We start from the raw sequence: 18,319 nt of genomic DNA on the forward strand, positions 1-18,319 counted from the left end.
CGCGCTGCGGCTTGCCTGCATGCACGGCGCCCTCTCTCGCTGCGCGGGAGGGGACGACGCCCACGCTGCGGGACGGCCCTGGCTCGGCGTCTCTGACGCGAGCCCTGCCAGCCCCACTTGCGCAAAGCCACGTTCCAGCCCTGCGCCCCCGCGGCGCAGGCGCCTTCTTCTCCCCATAAATCATTCCAACCCTGGAGACCGGCACCCATGTCGAAAATCACCGCCTTCTTCACCGAGCTGATGCGCAAGTATCTGCCCGACCCCTTCGTCTTCGCCATCTTGCTGACCCTGTTGACCATGGTCCTGGCCTTTGCCGTGGAAAGCCGGCCCGTCAACCTCGTGGTCGAGGACTGGGGCAAGGGCTTCTGGAGCCTGCTGGCCTTCACCACCCAGATGGCCGTGATCCTGGTCATGGGCTATGTGCTGGCGGCCGCGCCCCTGGTCAACCGTTTCCTGGACCGCATCGCCAGCCACGTGCACACACCACGCCAGGCCATCATCGTGGCCACCATCGTGGGCTGCGTGGGCAGCTACCTGAACTGGGGCTTCGGCCTGGTGATCGGCGGCATCATGGCGCGCAAGCTGGCGCTCAAGGTCAAGGGCGTTCACTATCCGCTGATCATCGCCTCGGCCTATACCGGCTTCACCATGTACAGCCTGGGCTTCTCGGCCACGATTCCGGTGCTGATCTCGACCAAGGGCCACACCTTCGAGAGCAGCATGGGCCTGATCCCTCTGACGCAGACCATCTTCTCCGCCCCCATGCTGCTGACCAGTCTGGCCGTGCTCATTGCCCTGCCGCTGCTCAATGCCGCCATGCACCCCAAGGCCGGCGAGAAGATCGTGGAGCTGGACCCCGCCGTGGCCGCCGACGAAGGCAAGAGCGCAGCGGGTCACGACCTGCTGGGCGACCAGAAGACCCTGGCCTACCGCCTGAACAACAGCCGCGTGCTCAATCTGCTGATCGGCCTGTGCGGCATGGCCTATGTGGTGCTGCATTTCGTCAAGGGCGGCAACCTCGACCTGAACATGATCAACTTCTTCATCCTGTTCCTGGGCGTGCTGCTCCTCAAGACGCCCATGCTCTATGTGGAAAAGGTCAATGAGGGCGTCAAGACCATCGGCGGCATCATCCTGCAGTTCCCCTTCTACGCAGGCATCATGGCCATCATGCATGGCTCTGGCCTGGTGGAGTCCATCGCCCACATCTTCGTGAGCATCGCCAGCGAGCACACGCTGCCGCTGTGGGGCCTGGTCAGCTCCTTCGTGATCAACTTCTTCGCGCCCTCGGGCGGCGGCCACTGGGTGCTGCAGGGCCCGTTCATGATTGACGCGGCCAAGACTCTGGGGGCCTCGCAGGCCCAGACCGCCATGTCGGTGATGCTGGGCAATGGCTGGAACGACCTGGTCCAGCCATTCTGGATCCTGCCGGCCCTGGCGCTGTCCAAGCTCAAGCTCAAGGACATCATGGGCTATACCGTGGTTTCCATGATGCTGGTCGGCGTCATCTACGCGACCACCATGCTGATCTGGCCTCATCTGTAACAGAGCGCCAGCGTACTTTTTCCGCTCACATCCTCACCTAGGAGAACCCCATGCTGTACATGGTCGAAATGATTGTCCAGATCCCCCACTCGCTGGACCCCGCCCTGGTCGCGCAGATCAAGCAGGACGAGAAGGAATACTCGCAAAAGCTGCAGCGCGAAGGCAAGTGGCGCCATATCTGGCGCGTGGTGGGCGAATACGCCAACGTCAGCATCTTCGACGTCCAGAGCAATGACGAACTGCACAGCCTGCTCAGCGGCCTGCCGCTGTTCCCCTATATGCAGATCAAGGTAACGCCCCTGGCCAACCACCCCTCCTCCATCGTGCAGGAGTAAGCACGACAACGGCGGGCAAGCGCCCGCCCGCAACAAAGCCCATGCAGGTTTTGCCCGCATGGGCTTTTTTGATAGCTGTTACCATCTATTCACAAAGGATTTCAATATGTTTTGCATCTGAAATCTTTATCAATCAAGCGATAGAAGCTCCTATAAAAAGAGCAAAAAAGAGCAAAAAAGAGCACTCGCGCCTTCGCTGCTGCCCGCCCCAGGCCGCGTCTTTGCAGGCTTTCAGGTATAGCGCTTGGCGCGCAGATTGTTCTTCATCTGCTCCAGCGCCGGCTGCAGTGCTGGCCCGATGCGCAGGGCCACGCAGGTCGCCAGCACGTCGATGATGAGCAGGTGCAGCAGCCGCGAGACCATGGGACTGTAGCGGTCGTAGCCTTCGGGGTGATCGGCAGCCAGATGCACCTGGCAGGCCGAGGCCAGAGGCGAGCCGCTGGCCGTGATGGCTATTGTGGTGGCCCCGTTCTTGCGGGCAATATCTGCGGCGTCCATCAGATCCCGCGTGCGGCCGGAGTTCGAGATGATGACCACGCAGTCGCCCGGCCCCAGCAAGGTGGCGCTCATGACCTGCATATGGCCATCGCTGGTGGCCAGACTGGTCACACCGAGGCGGAAAAACTTGTGCTGGGCATCCAGCGCCACGATGCCCGAGTTCCCGGCGCCGTAAAACTCGATGCGCTTGCCCGTCTGCCAGGTCGCGGCAATCGCCTGCGCAGCCTGCTCTATGGCCGCTGTGCTGGCCGCATTGCGATACTGCAGAAAAGCGGCAACCGCGTTGTCCACCACCTTGACCATGACATCGCTGGTCTTGTCATCGCTGTCCACGCTGCGATGGATGAAGGGCACGCCTTCGCTGACGCTGCCCGCAAGCTTGAGCTTGAAGTCCGCCAGGCCGTCATAGCCCATGCTGCGGCAAAAGCGCACCACCGTGGGTTTGCTGACATGCGCCCGCACCGCCAGCTCTCGCACCGGCAGATGCGCGAAGGCCCGCGGATCGGCCAGTACCAGGCGTGCAACACGCTGCTCTGCAGGCGCCAGGGACGGAAGGGAGGCAGTAATCCGATCAAGCATATTGGCGCAGATGAGGTGGAGGCAATGAATGCGTGCAGAAAAAGGCGAGCATAAGACCGAAGCGCCTCACGCCTCGCAAAATGGCCGCAAAACTTGAATATTTCCGCAAATAAATAGGCGAGCGCGCATATTCAGCAGGGTTTGCCTTGACGCATCAACAAACGGAGTGTCTGCAGGCTCATTCTCAATAAGGGATTCCCGCTCTACACTTGCTGGTTAGTTTGAAACACAGCAAAGGATGGACATGAATCAGTTGGAGGCGCTCAAGCAATTCACGACCGTGGTCGCGGACACCGGTGATTTTCATCAACTGGCGCAGTTTCAACCGCAAGATGCCACCACCAATCCATCCCTGATTCTCAAAGCGGTTCAAAAGACCGAATATGCACCGCTGATGCGCGCCACCGTGGCGCAATTCAAAGACAGAGGACTGGACGAAATCATGGACCGGACGCTGGTGCGCTTCGGCTGTGAGATTCTGAACACCATACCCGGCCGTGTCTCTACCGAGGTCGATGCCCGCCTGTCTTTCGACACCGTGGCCACGGTCACGCGCGCCGAGCGACTGATCGAGCTGTATCAGGCCGCAGGCATCCACACCGGGCGCGTGCTCATCAAGATCGCCGCCACCTGGGAAGGGATTGAGGCGGCCCGCATTCTCGAGCAGCGCGGCATTCACACCAATCTGACGCTGCTGTTCTCCTTCTGTCAGGCCGTTGCCTGCGGCCAGGCCAAGGTCCAGCTGATCTCGCCCTTTGTGGGCCGCATCTACGACTGGTACAAAAAGCAGGCCGGCGCGCAATGGGATGAGGCCGCCATGGCTGGCGCCAACGACCCCGGAGTGCGCTCGGTACAGAAAATTTACGACTACTACAAGCACTTCGATGTTTCCACCGAGGTCATGGGTGCAAGCTTTCGTAATACCGGCCAGATTCTGGCTCTGGCGGGCTGCGATCTGCTTACCATTGCACCTGAGCTGCTGGCCCAGCTCCGCGCACAGCAGGACGAGGCCACACCTGTCACCCGCGCCCTTGACCCGGACAAGGCCAAAGCCCAGCCACAGGAGCGCGTTCTGTATGACCAGGCCTCGTTTCGCTTTGCGCTGAACGAAGATGCCATGGCCACCGAAAAGCTGGCCGAGGGCATTCGCGCTTTCACCGCAGACACACTGAAGCTGGAAGCATTGATGCAGCAAGCGGCTGCATGATTGACTGGAATTTCCTTTGACGCCTCTTTGTCACGAGCTGCCTGCCTGGCAGGCTTTGCAAACCCATTACCGGTCGCAGATCCAGCAACTGGATTTGCGCCAGGCCTTTGCACAAGACCCGCAACGTCTTGACGCCCTGAGCATGCAGGCGCCACATGTCTTCGCCGATCTATCGAAAAACCTCTGGACTAGCGAGACCGAGGCCTTGCTGAGGGAGCTTGCAGCCGAGAGCCAGCTCGCCCGCAAGCGCGATGCCATGCTGGCCGGCGCAGCCATCAATACCAGCGAGCAGCGCAGCGCGATGCACTGGCTGCTGCGCACTCCTGCAGGCGGCGGGCAGCTCGCCCAGTCACCCGTGCTTCGGTCCTGGCCTCAGGACATGCACTCGGCGCTGCGTGAAGTTCACGACACACTGGATCGAATGCTCGCCCTGGCCGATCAGATCAGGGGCAGCCAACAGATCACCGATATCGTCAATATCGGCATCGGCGGCTCGCACCTGGGTCCGGAAGTCGTGGTCAATGCCCTTGAGGACTGGATAGACCAGGACAAGAACTTTCACTTTGTCTCCAATGTGGACGGCCACGAGCTGGGACATGTGCTGCGCCGGGTCAAACCGGAAAGCACGCTGTTCCTGATTGCTTCCAAATCCTTCACCACGGCCGAGACCATGCTGAATGCACGCTCGGCCAGACAGTGGTTTCTCGATCATGGCGGCAGCGAAGATCCGCAGGCCCCATGCTCTATCGACCAGCACTTCGTGGCCCTGACCACCAATACACAGGCGGCCGCAGAGTTCGGCATACAGCGCACGCTGGGTTTCTGGGACTGGGTGGGCGGACGCTTTTCGCTGTGGTCTGCCATTGGGCTACCCATTGCCATCGCCATAGGCTCGGAGCAGTTCAGGGCTCTGCTGAACGGCGCTCATGCGATGGACGCCCACTTTTTCACGGCGCCCATGGAGAGCAATCTCCCGGTGCGCCTGGGACTGCTGGACGTCTGGTATCGCAATTTCTGCCAGTTTTCCAGCCGCTGCATTGCCCCATACAGCCACGGCCTGCGCCGCCTGACGGCCTATCTGCAGCAACTGGAGATGGAAAGCAATGGCAAAAGCATCAGCAAGAATGGCGCTCGGCTCTCAGCTCCCACGGCACCGGTGATCTGGGGCGAGCCCGGCACCAATGGGCAGCATGCCTTTTTCCAGATGCTGCATCAGGGACGCGATGTCATACCGGTCGAGTTCATCGCCCTGCGCGACGGAGGCAAATATCTGGGCGAGCACCACCAAAGCCTGGTGGTCAACGCCATTGCCCAGGCCCAGGCGCTGATGGTGGGGCGCTGCGGAGAGGGCCCGGAAAAAGACTGTCCCGGCAATCGCCCCAGCAGCTTTCTGATGCTTGAGAGACTAGACCCCGCCTCTCTGGGCGCCTTGATTGCGCTGTATGAACATCGCATCTTTGTCTCAGGCGCCATCTGGGACATCAACAGCTTCGACCAATGGGGCGTGGAGCTGGGCAAGAATCTGGCCAAACAGCTGCATGCCCGCCAGAACCGCAATGACTGGGCAGGAGTGGACGCGTCGACGCAGGAGCTGATGAAGCGCCTGATGGAAGGTCACTGAGCATCACAAGCAGCGAGCCCGACAGGGCTCATGCTTCAAGCCTGCTCAGACCGCGCTGGTTTGCGGCAAATGGGGATAGCGCACACCGGCCAGACCTTCCAGTCCAAACTCGGCGAGCAGTTGGTGCAGGCGTTGCGCCGCACTGCGCTTCTTCTGCCCTGTGTAACGAGCCACAATCAGCTCGTTCTTCATGCTGTGCTCCCAGCCCACCAGCTCGGTGACCGTGACCTGGTAGCCGCAAGCCTCCAGATACAGACAACGCAGCACATTGGTAATCTGACTGCCCATCTCGCGAGTGTGGATCGGGTGACGCCACAACTCGGCCAGCGGAGTGCGCGCCAGACTCATGGCCTTGGTCTGACGCAGGCATGCAGCCACCTCTGCCTGACAGCAAGGCACCAGCACCATGGCCTTGGCCTGCTTTTCCAGCCCGAAGGCTATCGCATCATCAGTCGCCGTATCGCAGGCGTGCAAGGCCGTGACCACATCGAACTGCGAAGGCATGAAGTCTGCTCGCGTGGACTCGGCCACCGACATATTGAGAAACTCCATGCGATCGAAGCCAAGTTCAGTCGCCAACTTCTGAGAGGCCTCGACCAGCGGCGCACGCGTCTCGATACCGAAAATCCGGCCCTGATCCAAGGCCTTGAAATACAGGTCGTAAAGAATGAACCCCAGATAGGACTTGCCCGCACCATGGTCAGCCAGTGTCACGGCATGCCCATCCTTGGACAGCTCGGTCAGCAAAGGCTCGATGAACTGATAGAGGTGATAGACCTGCTTGAGCTTGCGGCGCGAATCCTGATTGAGCTTGCCCTCGCGCGTGAGGATATGCAGAGCCTTGAGCAGCTCAAGGCTCTGACCGGGCTTGAGCCCCAGCTGCTCGGCGATATCAAGTGCCCCTGCTTTGGCGGGCTTTTGCGGGCTCTGCTTTTTATCGGTCTTGCCCATCACTTCTCTGCCTTCGTCTGACCATGTCCAGTCACAGGGCAGCGAGCCCCGACATCCAGGTCCAGCCAGCCCTCGATGCCGATCTTTTCCAGCGTTTCCATATTGCGCTCGTAAATCGTTTCGGCTTCCGGAAACACCTCCACCGCCTTGTCGATGCTGTCTTCGCGCAGCAAGTGCAATATGGGATAGGGAGCACGATTGGTGCAGTTGGTAACGTCGTCCACATCCGTGCCCTCAAACTGAAATTGAGGATGAAACGAGGCGACCTGCAAAATACCCCCCAGATCCAGCTCCTCGATCATGGCATCCGCCACTTCAAGAAAGTCATTGAAATCCAGAAAATCCTGAAGGGCATGGGGCAGTATCAGCAGTGTGGTGTCGCGCTTTTCTGCGTTGGCTTCGGCCAGGGCCTCAAGCTCGCGATGCAGAGCCTCGGCAACAGCCTCCGCATCGGTCGCATCGCTGACGGCATAGTGGATCTGAGCTTTGACATGCACGCCTTTGGCGAAAGGGCACAGGTTGAGACCTATCACGGCCTTTTCCAGCCAGCGCACGGTATCCGCAATCACAAGCTCTGGCGGGAAAGCCTGATCGGCGATGGTTGAAGTTTCGGTCATGACAGGGCCCTCCAAAATGCAAACGGGGGCCATCGCCCCCAAAGAATGCGCACTGGGCGGGAAATATTCCGGCTCTAGATACACAGAACCATTATTTTAGCGATCCGGCCTGTGCCATGCTCGCCAATGCCCGCAAGACCGTTGGCGAGCTTCCCTCAGGCCTCGCCCAGCAGCCTAAGCCCGGTGATGCGCTCATGCTCGCGCGCTGCATAGCGATCTGTCATGCCCGCAATAAAGTCTGCCACCACTCGCGCACGTTCATGCAGGGTAGTGACGATATGGGCACGCTGAACAAAGCGCGGCTTCATGCGTTCAGGCTCCACCATATAAGCGGCAAACAGCTCTTTCACAACTTGCTGGGCACTGTTCATGGTCTGCATGACTTGAGGGTGCCGATAGAGCTGCCTGAACAAGAACTGCTTTAGCACCAGGGACTGCGCTTTCATCTCTTCGCTGAAACCGATCAGCGTCCGGCCGTGCTGACGAACCTCCTGCACCGAGCGCACAGCCGCCTGCTCAATACCGACCTGTGAGTGATGGATGACGTCATAGACCTGGTCACTGAGCATGCGGCGAATGCTCTCATAGAGCAGCTTGCGCTGGGCATCCGGCAGAGCCAGATCGGGCCACTGCGCCAAAGTGGCCGCATGGTAGCGAGCAAACAAAGGCACGGCATCGCGTAGTTGGGCCATGGTGATCAAACCCGACCGAACGCCATCGTCGACATCATGGGCGTTATAGGCAATCGCATCCGCCAGATTGCATAGCTGAGCCTCCAGAGAAGGCTGAGTGCCGTCCAGAAAACGCTGAGCCACCCCGCCGGGCTCCCGTGCATTCAGCAATTGCGCATTGCTGAGCGAGCAATGCTTGAGAATTCCCTCGCGCGTTTCAAAAGTCAGGTTCAGACCGTCAAAGGCAGGATAGCGCTCCTCCAACCTATCCACTACACGCAGACTTTGCAGATTGTGCTCAAAACCGCCATGGGGCTTCATGCACTCATTGAGCGCGTCTTGCCCCGCATGTCCAAAAGGTGTGTGCCCCAGATCATGCGCCAGACAGATGGCTTCAACCAGGTCTTCATCCAGCCGCAAAGAACGTGCGATGGAACGCCCCAGTTGCGCCACTTCCAGAGAATGCGTGAGCCGGGTTCGGAACAGATCGCCCTCATGGTTCACAAAAACCTGGGTCTTGTAAACCAGCCTTCTGAATGCCGAGGAGTGAACAATGCGATCCCGATCGCGCTGAAAGTCGCTGCGCGTGGGAGCCGGGGACTCAGCAAAGCGACGCCCGCGGCTTTGCTGGGGATGGCAGGCGTAGGAAGCCAGAGCGGTCATGCAAATTGCCTCAACAACTCAATGCAATGACTCTAACAGCTATGGGCTTGCGTCCCCCCAGAGTCTGCTCACATAGCGCCATCCATCAAGCGCAGCAACTCTCTATCACTTCACGCACCAGCGCGTCGGGCGCCGACCTCATCACCGCCTTGCCGGGACCATCGATCAGCACAAAGCGGATTTCACCGGCTTCGGATTTCTTGTCGACCCGCATCAGCTCCAGATAGCGACCCGCATTGTCCTGGGCATCAATGACCGCCGCTCGCACCGGCAAGCCTGCTCGCTCAATCAGCTTGCGCAGACGCGAGACAAAGCTCGCCTCCACCAGGCCCAGACGCTGGGACAGCTCCGCTGCCATCACCATGCCTGCCGCCACACCCTCACCGTGCAGCCAGTTGCCGTAGCCCATGCCGGCCTCGATCGCATGACCGAAGGTATGACCAAAATTGAGAATCGCGCGAAGACCCGCTTCCTTCTCGTCCTGCCCCACGACCCAGGCCTTGATCTCCACACTTCGCTTGACGGCATGGGCGAGCAAGTCGCGATCGCGGCGCAGCAAGCCATCCATATTCTGCTCAAGCCAGTCGAAGAACTGCATATCGGCAATAGGGCCGTATTTGATGATTTCCCCCAGACCTGCGCTCAACTCGCGCTCGGGCAGGGTATCGAGCGTAGCAAGATCGCAGAGCACCAGTTGCGGCTGATAGAAAGCCCCAATCATGTTCTTGCCCAGCGGGTGGTTGATGGCAGTCTTGCCCCCCACCGAGGAATCGACCTGGGACAGCAGCGTGGTCGGCACCTGCACAAAAGGCACGCCACGCATATAGCTGGCGGCAGCAAAGCCCGTCATGTCCCCCACCACACCGCCGCCCAGTGCAAACAGCACCGTCTTGCGGTCGCAACCATGCTGCAGCAGGGCATCAAAAATCAGGTTCAGAGTCTGCCAGTCTTTATGGGCTTCACCATCGGGCAACACCACCTCGTGAACCTGGGCGTATTGGCCACTCAAGGCCTGCTTGAGCGCAGACAGATAAAGCGGGGCCACGACATCATTCGTCACGACCAGAGCCGCCGCCGCCTTGGGCAATGCCTGCCAAGTGGAGCTCTGGGCCAGCAAACCCTCTGCAATCACGATGGGATAGCTGCGCTCTCCCAGATCAATATGCACCGTTTCCACGTTCAACCTCTCTCAAAATACATAGCAGGAACCCCACGCAGTGTATTGACCAACAAGCTTTTATGCGCAATCAGGAATGCTGACCGAGTTCAATCTGCATGGCCACTCGCTGAGCCACCTGCGCGGCGGACAGACCGCTGCCCGCCACCACAAAATCCGCCACTTCCTTGTAGAGCGGATCTCTGATGGCATGCAAATCCAGCAAGCGCTGCAAAGGATTGTCCACTTGCAGCAAGGGACGCTGAGTATCCCGCTGCAGGCGCTTGGCAATTTCATGCGGTGATGCACTCAGATAGACCACCTGTGCATGCCCGGCCAGCTCTTGCCTGTTTTCAGCCTTCAGCACGGCACCGCCACCTGTGGCAACCACCGTTTTCTCAGGTCGCGCCAGCAGCGCTGCCAGCACCTGCTGCTCTACATCCCTGAATCTGGCCTCGCCTTCCTTGGCAAAAAAATCGCGAATCGTGCAGCCGATATGCTCTTCGATGGCCACGTCCACATCCACAAAAGGCATAGACCAACGCTTGGCCAAATAGCGTCCGATGGTGGATTTGCCGGAGCCTGGCAAGCCCACAAGGGCAATATGAAATTTCTTTAGAACAGTCATCGCGTTACCGTCATCCGCCAATCTGGCCAGCCCATGATTCTCGCAGCCCGCAGATATTACAAATGAAAAGGCCCGCATCAACTCGTGCGGGCCCTATGTAAAAACTGATAACAGTTATTTGCTGGTGCTGCGCACCTGGCTCAGCATCTTGGGAGTGATGAAAACCAGCATTTCACGCTTGCTCGAAGCCTTGGTGTTGCTGCGGAACAAATGCCCCAAAACAGGCAGATCTCCGAACAGCGGCACCTTGTTGAGCTGGTTGGTCTCCTCCAGCTCAAAGATACCGCCAATCACCACGGTGCCACCATTTTCGACCAGCACCTGGGTCTTGACATGCTTGGTATCAATGGCGACGCCCTGAGTCGTAGTCTCACCGCGGCTGTCCTTGTTCACATCCAGATCCAGAATGATGTCGCCTTCAGGGGTAATCTGCGGAGTCACTTCCAGCTTCAGCACTGCCTTCTTAAACGAGATCGTCGTGGCGCCATTCGGCGCAGTCACGGAGTATGGGTATTCCGTGCCTTGCTCGATCAATGCCTTGTTCTGGTCTGCTGTCACCAGACGGGGGTTGGAGATGATCTTGCCGTCACCTTCTGCTTCCAGAGCGGACAGCTCCAGCGACAGGAAACGCGTCATCGAGCTATTGAACACAGAGAATGCGACCTGACCCACAGTGTTGATTCCCGAAACACTGGCTGGCAAGTTGACGAAATTGCCGCTGGGGAACTTGGTGCTCGCTCCCGAGCTGCTATCAGGCAGGAACTGAGATGAGGTCATGGAGGCATTGCTGCCGACAGCCCCTCCGCCGAACTTCACACCCAGCGAACGGCCAAAGGTATCGCGTGCCTCCACAATGCGGGCCTCGATCATGACCTGGCGTACCGGCACATCCAGCGTTGCCAGCAAAGCCTTCATTTCTTCCAGCTTGGTCGGCGTATCCGTCACAAACAGCTGATTGGTTCGTGGCTCGGAAATGGCGGAGCCGCGCGACGACAGAAAGCGCGTGCTGGACCCTGTACTGCCTGCACCACCGCCGCCTGTCGAAGTCGTGATCTGCTGCAGAATGTCCGCCGCCTTCGCATAGTTGAGCTGGAAGCCTTGCGTGCGCAGAGGCTCCAGCTTCTGGATTTCCATGGCCGCTTCGTAGTCACGCTTGGTACGTGCGTCAATCTCGTCCTTGGGAGCGATCCAGAGCACGGAGCCGGACTTGCGCATACCCAGCCCCTTGGCATCCATGATGATCTGAAGAGCCTGATCCCAAGGGACATCCTTCAGACGCAGAGTCAAGGCACCTGTCACCGTATCCGAAGTGACGATATTGAAGTTGGTGAAGTCCGCGATGACCTGCAGCAAAGAGCGCACTTCAATATTCTGGAAATTGAGCGACAGCTTTTCGCCGCTGTAGCCCGGGCCTTGCGTCAACTTGCTGGTGTCGACCTTTTTCTGGCGCACTTCCACCACGAACTGATTGTCGCTCTGGTATGCGCTGTGTTCCCAATCACCCACGGGGTCAATGCGCATCCGAACACGATCACCTTGCTGAGTGGTCGAGATCGTTTGCACAGGCGTACCGAAATCTCCCACATCGAGCTTCTTGCGCAAATTTTCGGGCAGGGCTGTACGCAGGAAGTCCACTGTCAGGCCCTTGCCCTCCTGCCGCAGATCCACCCCCACCTGGCTGCTGCCAAGGCTGACTACAACCCGGCCGGAGCCATCGCTACCACGGCGAAAGTCGATACCGCGAATCGGAGCTGCATCAGAGGCTGCCGTCTTGTTCTCAAACACCGGAGCCATGACAGGAGCCGCAGCTGCAGCGGTTGTCGCAGCACCTGCGGGATCAAGCAAGATCAGCAAAGATTTGTCCTGGCGCTGCAGGCGATAGGTGGTAGCCGTCTTCAGATTCAACACCAGACGTGAGCGACCCGATGCTTCCACCAGATTTGCCGAACGCAGATTGCCCTGATTGAATTCAAGCAACGACTTGCCTGAGCCATTGCTCACACCCGGAAAATCCAGAGCGATACGCGCCGGAGACTGAACCACGAATCCGGTCGGGTCTGCAGCCAGCGGTTCGGACAGCTCAACACGGACGACCTCGGAGCCTGACTGCAAAGCGCCTGTAACAGCCTCAATGCGGGCTTGCGCCCAGGCTGCCGAAGAAAGCAAAAGGCCGCTCAGGGTCAGACCCCAGCGGGCCTTCGCCATAGTGCTGCGATTAATACCCATCATTTGCCAACCTCCTGCAACTCCAAAGTGCTTGTTCTTTCAATCCAGTCACCACCGCCATCCTGGACAATTTCTCTTAGCTGGATGGAGTTTTCCGTAATCTTGGTGATCTTTCCGTAGTTCTGCCCCAGATAGTTGCCGACACGTACCTGGTAGAGCAGACCGCCGACTTTGACCAAGGCCGTGGGTACGTTCTTTTTGTCGAGACTGCCCACCATGGTCATGGTGTCCAGCGGCTCGGCCTCCAGTGGCTCCTTGCGGCGACTCAGCTCTGGCGTGAGCAAAGCCGTGCTGATGTTGGATTGCGCAGACTCCTTGCGCAGCACCTGGATCAGTTTGAGCGGATTGAAGGGCTCCATGCCATCAGTCCCTGTATAGGCCTGGGGCTTGAAAGGCTTGGGCTCCTCCAGAGGACTCACGCGAGGCCTGGCATTGGCACGCTCCTGGGCCATCCACTCACGCAGTTGATCCTCCTCGGAGGAGGTGCAGCCCGCCAGCAAAGCACTGCTCATCAGTACCAGCCAGACAGGGCTCAAGAATGCTCTGCTCATTTCTTCCCCTTGGCCGCGTCACGCTGCGCCTTGACTTCGTCCGCATCCAGATATCGGAAGGTCCGTGCCGTGGCATCCATGGACAGCACATCCGTGTCTTTGCCGCCCGGGACGATGGACAGATTGTTCAAGGTCACGATACGGGACAGGAAAGCGATGTCCGAGGCAAAAGCACCGATGTCGTGATAGCGCCCCGTTACCTTCAGGGTGATTGGCAGCTCGGCGTAGTACTCCTTGGTCACCATGGCACCAGGGCGGAATACTTCAAACTGCAGACTGCGTCCCAAGCCTGCCTGGTTGATATCGGAGAGCAGAGCAGCCATCTCCGCCTTGCTGGGCAGTTGCTTTTCCAGCTGCATCACATACTGCTGCACCTGCTCGCGCTGCTTCTTCAAGCCCTCCAGACTCACCGCCTTGATCATTTTCCTGGAGTAGTCTTCGCGTAGAGTCACCTCGGTCGCACGCTCGGCGTCCAGCTCTGCCTCGTAATCTTTCAGGATGACGAACCACAGCAAGGCAGCGACAGCGACTGCAACAGCCACATACAGCAGTGCCTTGGGCAAGGCAGGCCAGACCGAAGGATCATTGGGATCCAGATTCCGGAATTGACGCTGAACTCTCTCTTGCAGTGCAGCGAAGTCTATGTCCAGAGATTTCTTCTTTTTTGCCATTACTGCGCCTTCACAGAGGAGCTTGCAGCAAGCAGGTTTTTCTCCGCATCGCTGGTCCTGGTCAGATTGAAGCGCAATGTGAATGCAGCTGCACGGCGCTTATCCTTGGCAGTCACATCAACCGTCTTGGCCACAATTTCCATCAGCTCCGGCTTGGAGAACCAGGGCGAGCCATCCGAAAGATTGCGCAGCATCTCGGAAATACGCTCATTCGACTGCGCAGTTCCCTGCATGGTCACAGACAGGCCTTCTTGCTTGATGCTGCTGATATAGACACCGTCCGGCAGTTGCTTGACCAGCTCATTGAGCATGTACACCGGCAGATTGCGGTCGGACTGGAGATCCTCCACCGCCTTCTGTCGTGCACGCAGAGCGGTGATTTCAGCCTCAAGCCCCTCGATTTCCTTGATCTGTGTCTCCAGGACCTTGATTTCGGAGCGCAGCAGATTGTTCTTGTTCTGCTGGCCCTCGATCATCATCTGGAAGTACCAGTAAATCAGTGCTGCGATCAGCAGTCCACCCAGTGCGCCCAGCACCATATTGACCTGAAACGCTTCTTTACGGCGCTTCTTGGCAGCTTCTCGGTGCGGTAAAAGGTTAATCAGTATCACTCTTGAAACCTCCGCATGGCCAAACCGCAAGAGGTCAGATAGGACGGTGCTTCACGCGCCATCCTCTTCAGACGCACGCCGCTGCCAATTTCCATGCCTTCGAAAGGATTGGCAAGACTGCAGGCACATCCAGTCTGCTGGCTGACGGCATCCACCAGCCCCGGCAAGGACGACGACCCACCTGCCAGCAAAACATGATCGACGCGGTTATAGGGAGTACTCGTGAAGAAGAACTGCAGCGCTCGCGCCACTTCCTGGGTCAGGCTTTGCACGAAGGGCTTGAGCACACCAGCCGCATAGTCGTCCGGCAATTCGCCGCTGCGCTTCTTGGCTTCTGCCTCTTCAGGAGAAAAACCGTACTGGCGCGCAATCAGCTGGGTGAGCTGTGCACCGCCAAAGGCCTGATCCCGCTCATACAGCACCTCGTCATTGCGAAGCACCTGCATGCTGGTAGTCATTGCCCCCACCTCGAATAGCGCCACGACAGCGTCACGCCCTGCATTGGGCAAACGCGACACCAGGCGCGTTGCCGCCATTCGGGCGGCGTAGGGCTCGATGTCGATCACTATGGGCTTGAGACCGGCAGCCTCGGCCAGGCCCTGACGGTCCTGCACTTTTTCCTTGCGCGATGCAGCGATCAGCACATCCAAATCGCCAGGCGACGCCACCGACGGGCCTATGACACAGAAATCCAGGCTCACCTCATCGAGCGAGAACGGAATGTATTGATTGGCTTCGGACTCGACCTGAACTTCCATCTCCAGCTCGGTCAGGCCGGCTGGCAAGGTGATCTTCTTGGTAATCACAGCAGAGGCTGGCAGCGCCATGGCCACCTGCTTTGTACGCGTTCCGCTTTTCTTGACCAGACGGCGCACTGCCTCCGCCACCTCATCAAATTTCTCAATATTGCCGTCGGTGATCCAGCCTTTTTCAAGAGGCTCAATCGCACAACGCTCCAGTTGCCACTCGCCGGATTTGCTTTTGGCCAGCTCGACCAGCTTCACGCTGGAGGAGCTGACATCAATGCCAAGCAAAGGTGCAGGCTGACGGCTGAATAAAGAACTCAGAGCAATCAACATGCCCCCCCAGGTTTGTAAGAATGGAAACAAAAGCCAGCAATACCCCGGGATCCTAGCAGCAAGCTATAGCAGCACATGCTTTGCTGCAGCGCTTTGCACCGTATTTCGTGGTCAAAAAAACACAAACTTGTGTAACGTCAAACCGCAAGAACCTCAGCCCTTGCACATACTAGTGCTTACCCTGTGATTTAGGATCCAATCAAAGCGCGGCCTCTGTCCTGCCGCCACGATGCTTTTCCGGGCGGCATTTCTATAATGCCCCACCCCTTGCCAATACTGCGAAATGCCGCCATCAGAACATTCTGCTCACCAGGCACCTGCGCCTGGGTCTCAAACTCCCAAAAAACGCATGCACTGGCTGCCGCGTTCCATTTTCTGGCTGATCGGACTTGCCGTCGCCGCTGCCCTGGCCGTTTTGCTGGCCGTGGCCGTAGCGCTTGCCATGGCGTACCCCAATCTTCCAGACGTCTCCGAGCTTGCAGACTACCGTCCCAAGCTACCGCTGCGGGTGTACTCCAGCGAAGGCGCTCTGCTGGGCGAATTTGGGGAGGAACGTCGTACCCTCACGCCCATCAACGAGATCCCCAAGGTCATGACGGATGCGGTGCTGGCCATCGAAGACACCCGCTTCTTCGAGCATGGCGGCGTGGACTACAAGGGCATGCTGCGTGCTGCGCTGGCCAACCTGGGCAAGGTCAAGAGCCAGGGTGCCTCCACCATCACCATGCAGGTCGCGCGCAATGTCTACCTCTCCTCCGAGAAGACCTATACACGCAAGATCTACGAAATACTGCTGACCTTCAAGCTTGAGCACTTGCTCACCAAGGAGCAGATCCTCGAGATCTACATGAACCAGATTTTCCTTGGCAACCGTGCCTATGGCTTTGCAGCAGCCTGTGAAGCCTATTTCGGCCATCCGCTCAAGGACATCACGGTGGCCGAAGCCGCCATGCTGGCCGGCCTGCCCAAGGCTCCATCGGCCTACAACCCGATCAGCAACCCCAAGCGCGCTCGCATCCGTCAGCTCTACATCATCGAGCGCATGGAGGAAAACGGCTTCATCACCGCAGAGCAGGCCAAACAGGCGCGCGAAGAGCCGCTCAAGCTGCGTACTGCAGCCAATTCGACCCGCGTACATGCGGAGTACGTGGCTGAAATGGCCCGTCAACTGATCTTTGCCCAATACGGCAGCGACGCCTATACCCGCGGCCTGAACGTCTACACCACCCTCAATGCCGGTGAACAAGAGGCTGCCTACAAGGCATTGCGCGAAGGCATCATGAACTACGAACGCCGCCAGAAGTACCGCGGCCCCGAGAAGTTCATCACTTTGCCCAGCAACGCTCAGGAGCTGGAAGACGCCATCGACGATGCCCTGGCCAATCATCCCGACAACGGCGATGTGGTTGCGGCCGTGGTGCTGGAAGCATCGCCTCGCAAGATCGTCGCGGCCCGTGCGGACGGTACCCATTTCGAGATCACGGGCGACAACCTCAAGCCCGCCGAATCCGGCCTCAGCCCCAAGGCACCGCCCAATATCAAGATTCGCCCCGGTGCCGTGATCCGCGCCATCAAGAACGCCAAGGGTGCCTGGGAAATCACACAGCTGCCCGAAGTCGAAGGCGCTTTTGTGGCCATGTCCACGCAAACTGGTGCCATCCGCGCGCTGATCGGTGGTTTCGACTTCGAAAAGAACAAGTTCAACCACGTGACCCAGGCCTGGCGCCAGCCGGGCTCCAGCTTCAAGCCCTTCATCTACTCGGCGGCGCTGGAGCACGGTTTCTCGCCTTCCACCATGATCAACGATGCGCCGATCTTCTTCAGTGCAGCAACCACCGGTGGTCAGCCCTGGGAGCCCAAGAACTACGACGGCCGCTACGACGGCCCCATGACCATGCGCACGGGCTTGAACAAGTCCAAGAACATGATCTCCATCCGGTTGCTTCAGGCCATCGGTCCGAAGACCGGACAGGAATGGGCGACGCGCTTTGGCTTTGACGCCGCCAAACAGCCCGCCTACCTGACAATGGCCCTGGGCGCCGGCTCCGTCACGCCGCTGCAGATGGCGGGAGCCTATTCGGTGTTTGCCAACGGCGGCCACCGCATCAACCCCTGGCTGATTGCCCGCGTGACAGACCACAAGGGTCGCATCCTCTCCGAGTTCACTCCACCCGCGGTCAAGGAGCTGCCCCAGGCCATCCCCGAGCGCAATGCCTTCCTCACCGGCACCCTGCTCAATGATGTGGCGCGCGTGGGTACGGCTGCACGTGCCCAGGCCACACTCAAGCGCCCCGACCTTTATGGCAAGACCGGCACTACCAATGACTCGGTGGACGCCTGGTTTGCCGGCTACCAGCCCAGCATTGCCGCTGTCTCCTGGATTGGCTACGACACCCCGCGCAACCTTGGTTCGCGCGAAACCGGTGGCGGCCTGAGCCTGCCCATCTGGATCAATTTCATGCAGCACGCACTCAAGGGTGTGCCGGTGGCCGAAGTACAAACCCCGCCTGGCGTGGTCAATATGGGCGGCGACTGGTATTACGAAGAAAACGCCCGCAACGGCGGCGTCTCCAGCCTCGGCATGGAAGGCGCCTCCGACCCGAATGCGGGCGGCAGTGCCGGCCCGGGGGCCACCCAACCGCCGGCCGCAGAGGAGCGCAGCCGCATTCTGGACCTGTTCAGAAACTAAGCCCTCACAAAGCAAAAAGCC

The 18,319-nt window shown here is 59.1% G+C and carries 16 protein-coding genes; 5 read left to right on the forward strand and 11 right to left on the reverse strand.

What is annotated here, in order from left to right; genetic code table 11:
* Window positions 1-207: 207 nt before the first annotated feature.
* Together CTATCC11996_RS06060 and catC are read left to right on the forward strand one after the other, a co-directional pair.
* Window positions 208-1,545 carry a short-chain fatty acid transporter gene (locus CTATCC11996_RS06060; RefSeq protein WP_003074121.1) on the forward strand — a complete coding sequence of 446 codons (1,338 nt, stop codon included), beginning with the start codon at window positions 208-210 and terminating at the stop codon, window positions 1,543-1,545.
* A 50-nt stretch (window positions 1,546-1,595) separates the two neighbouring features.
* A complete protein-coding gene (gene catC / locus CTATCC11996_RS06065) occupies window positions 1,596-1,880 on the forward strand; it encodes a muconolactone Delta-isomerase (protein ID WP_003074122.1) in 285 nt (94 codons plus the stop codon).
* Between the two features lie 231 nt (window positions 1,881-2,111).
* Here the strand turns inward: catC and CTATCC11996_RS06070 are convergent, their stop codons facing one another.
* A complete protein-coding gene (locus tag CTATCC11996_RS06070) occupies window positions 2,112-2,957 on the reverse strand; it encodes an SIS domain-containing protein (RefSeq protein WP_003058703.1) in 846 nt (281 codons plus the stop codon).
* Window positions 2,958-3,201: 244 nt separating this feature from the next.
* Here CTATCC11996_RS06070 and tal point away from each other — a divergent pair, with 244 nt between their 5' ends.
* Window positions 3,202-4,164, forward strand: a complete 963-nt coding sequence (gene tal, locus CTATCC11996_RS06075) for a transaldolase (protein WP_003074125.1) — start codon at window positions 3,202-3,204, stop codon at window positions 4,162-4,164.
* Between the two features lie 16 nt (window positions 4,165-4,180).
* Window positions 4,181-5,785, forward strand: a complete 1,605-nt coding sequence (gene pgi / locus CTATCC11996_RS06080; RefSeq protein WP_003074127.1) for a glucose-6-phosphate isomerase — start codon at window positions 4,181-4,183, stop codon at window positions 5,783-5,785.
* A gap of 45 nt (window positions 5,786-5,830) precedes the next feature.
* Here the strand turns inward: pgi and CTATCC11996_RS06085 are convergent, their stop codons facing one another.
* The 10 genes from CTATCC11996_RS06085 to CTATCC11996_RS06130 form a co-directional block, all read right to left on the reverse strand.
* On the reverse strand, window positions 5,831-6,736 hold the full coding sequence (locus CTATCC11996_RS06085; protein WP_003074129.1) for a class I SAM-dependent methyltransferase: 906 nt from the start codon (window positions 6,734-6,736) through the stop codon (window positions 5,831-5,833).
* Entirely contained in the window at window positions 6,736-7,353 is a 618-nt protein-coding gene (locus CTATCC11996_RS06090) for a DUF1415 domain-containing protein (protein WP_003062011.1), read from the reverse strand. The genes CTATCC11996_RS06085 and CTATCC11996_RS06090 overlap by 1 nt, the downstream gene beginning before the upstream one ends.
* A gap of 155 nt (window positions 7,354-7,508) precedes the next feature.
* Window positions 7,509-8,687: a deoxyguanosinetriphosphate triphosphohydrolase gene (locus CTATCC11996_RS06095; RefSeq protein WP_003074132.1), complete on the reverse strand. Its 1,179-nt coding sequence runs from the start codon at window positions 8,685-8,687 to the stop codon at window positions 7,509-7,511.
* Between the two features lie 85 nt (window positions 8,688-8,772).
* Window positions 8,773-9,870, reverse strand: coding sequence for a 3-dehydroquinate synthase (aroB, locus tag CTATCC11996_RS06100; protein WP_003074134.1), 1,098 nt, complete (start codon window positions 9,868-9,870; stop codon window positions 8,773-8,775).
* 64 nt (window positions 9,871-9,934) lie between these two features.
* A complete protein-coding gene (locus tag CTATCC11996_RS06105; protein ID WP_034348278.1) occupies window positions 9,935-10,471 on the reverse strand; it encodes a shikimate kinase in 537 nt (178 codons plus the stop codon).
* Window positions 10,472-10,585: 114 nt separating this feature from the next.
* Complete coding sequence (locus CTATCC11996_RS06110) at window positions 10,586-12,700, reverse strand: type IV pilus secretin PilQ (protein ID WP_003074139.1); 2,115 nt, start codon at window positions 12,698-12,700, stop codon at window positions 10,586-10,588.
* A complete protein-coding gene (locus CTATCC11996_RS06115) occupies window positions 12,697-13,248 on the reverse strand; it encodes a pilus assembly protein PilP (RefSeq protein WP_003074141.1) in 552 nt (183 codons plus the stop codon). The genes CTATCC11996_RS06110 and CTATCC11996_RS06115 overlap by 4 nt, the downstream gene beginning before the upstream one ends.
* A complete protein-coding gene (locus CTATCC11996_RS06120) occupies window positions 13,245-13,919 on the reverse strand; it encodes a type IV pilus inner membrane component PilO (protein ID WP_003074144.1) in 675 nt (224 codons plus the stop codon). Before CTATCC11996_RS06120 ends, CTATCC11996_RS06115 begins: the two co-directional genes overlap by 4 nt.
* Window positions 13,919-14,530: a PilN domain-containing protein gene (locus CTATCC11996_RS06125; RefSeq protein WP_034348279.1), complete on the reverse strand. Its 612-nt coding sequence runs from the start codon at window positions 14,528-14,530 to the stop codon at window positions 13,919-13,921. The genes CTATCC11996_RS06120 and CTATCC11996_RS06125 overlap by 1 nt, the downstream gene beginning before the upstream one ends.
* Window positions 14,527-15,609, reverse strand: coding sequence for a pilus assembly protein PilM (locus CTATCC11996_RS06130; protein ID WP_370449556.1), 1,083 nt, complete (start codon window positions 15,607-15,609; stop codon window positions 14,527-14,529). The genes CTATCC11996_RS06125 and CTATCC11996_RS06130 overlap by 4 nt, the downstream gene beginning before the upstream one ends.
* Before the next feature lie 349 nt (window positions 15,610-15,958).
* Here CTATCC11996_RS06130 and CTATCC11996_RS06135 point away from each other — a divergent pair, with 349 nt between their 5' ends.
* Window positions 15,959-18,298 (forward strand): penicillin-binding protein 1A, encoded by a 2,340-nt coding sequence (locus tag CTATCC11996_RS06135; protein ID WP_003074149.1) that lies wholly within the window; start codon window positions 15,959-15,961, stop codon window positions 18,296-18,298.
* The last annotated feature ends 21 nt before the right edge of the window (window positions 18,299-18,319 follow it).

Origin of the sequence: Comamonas testosteroni ATCC 11996 (assembly GCF_000241525.1) — a bacterium.
GTDB classification, from domain to species: domain Bacteria; phylum Pseudomonadota; class Gammaproteobacteria; order Burkholderiales; family Burkholderiaceae_C; genus Comamonas; species Comamonas testosteroni.

What these genes read in the sequence shown, in the direction of transcription:
- CTATCC11996_RS06060 (WP_003074121.1), top strand. Translation starts at nt 208, where the DNA reads ATGTCGAAAATCACCGCCTTCTTCACCGAGCTGATGCGCAAGTATCTG.
- catC (WP_003074122.1), top strand. Translation starts at nt 1,596, where the DNA reads ATGCTGTACATGGTCGAAATGATTGTCCAGATCCCCCACTCGCTGGAC.
- CTATCC11996_RS06070 (WP_003058703.1), bottom strand. Translation starts at nt 2,957, where the DNA reads ATGCTTGATCGGATTACTGCCTCCCTTCCGTCCCTGGCGCCTGCAGAG.
- tal (WP_003074125.1), top strand. Translation starts at nt 3,202, where the DNA reads ATGAATCAGTTGGAGGCGCTCAAGCAATTCACGACCGTGGTCGCGGAC.
- CTATCC11996_RS06085 (WP_003074129.1), bottom strand. Translation starts at nt 6,736, where the DNA reads ATGGGCAAGACCGATAAAAAGCAGAGCCCGCAAAAGCCCGCCAAAGCA.
- CTATCC11996_RS06090 (WP_003062011.1), bottom strand. Translation starts at nt 7,353, where the DNA reads ATGACCGAAACTTCAACCATCGCCGATCAGGCTTTCCCGCCAGAGCTT.
- CTATCC11996_RS06095 (WP_003074132.1), bottom strand. Translation starts at nt 8,687, where the DNA reads ATGACCGCTCTGGCTTCCTACGCCTGCCATCCCCAGCAAAGCCGCGGG.
- CTATCC11996_RS06105 (WP_034348278.1), bottom strand. Translation starts at nt 10,471, where the DNA reads ATGACTGTTCTAAAGAAATTTCATATTGCCCTTGTGGGCTTGCCAGGC.
- CTATCC11996_RS06110 (WP_003074139.1), bottom strand. Translation starts at nt 12,700, where the DNA reads ATGATGGGTATTAATCGCAGCACTATGGCGAAGGCCCGCTGGGGTCTG.
- CTATCC11996_RS06115 (WP_003074141.1), bottom strand. Translation starts at nt 13,248, where the DNA reads ATGAGCAGAGCATTCTTGAGCCCTGTCTGGCTGGTACTGATGAGCAGT.
- CTATCC11996_RS06120 (WP_003074144.1), bottom strand. Translation starts at nt 13,919, where the DNA reads ATGGCAAAAAAGAAGAAATCTCTGGACATAGACTTCGCTGCACTGCAA.
- CTATCC11996_RS06130 (WP_370449556.1), bottom strand. Translation starts at nt 15,609, where the DNA reads ATGTTGATTGCTCTGAGTTCTTTATTCAGCCGTCAGCCTGCACCTTTG.
- CTATCC11996_RS06135 (WP_003074149.1), top strand. Translation starts at nt 15,959, where the DNA reads ATGCACTGGCTGCCGCGTTCCATTTTCTGGCTGATCGGACTTGCCGTC.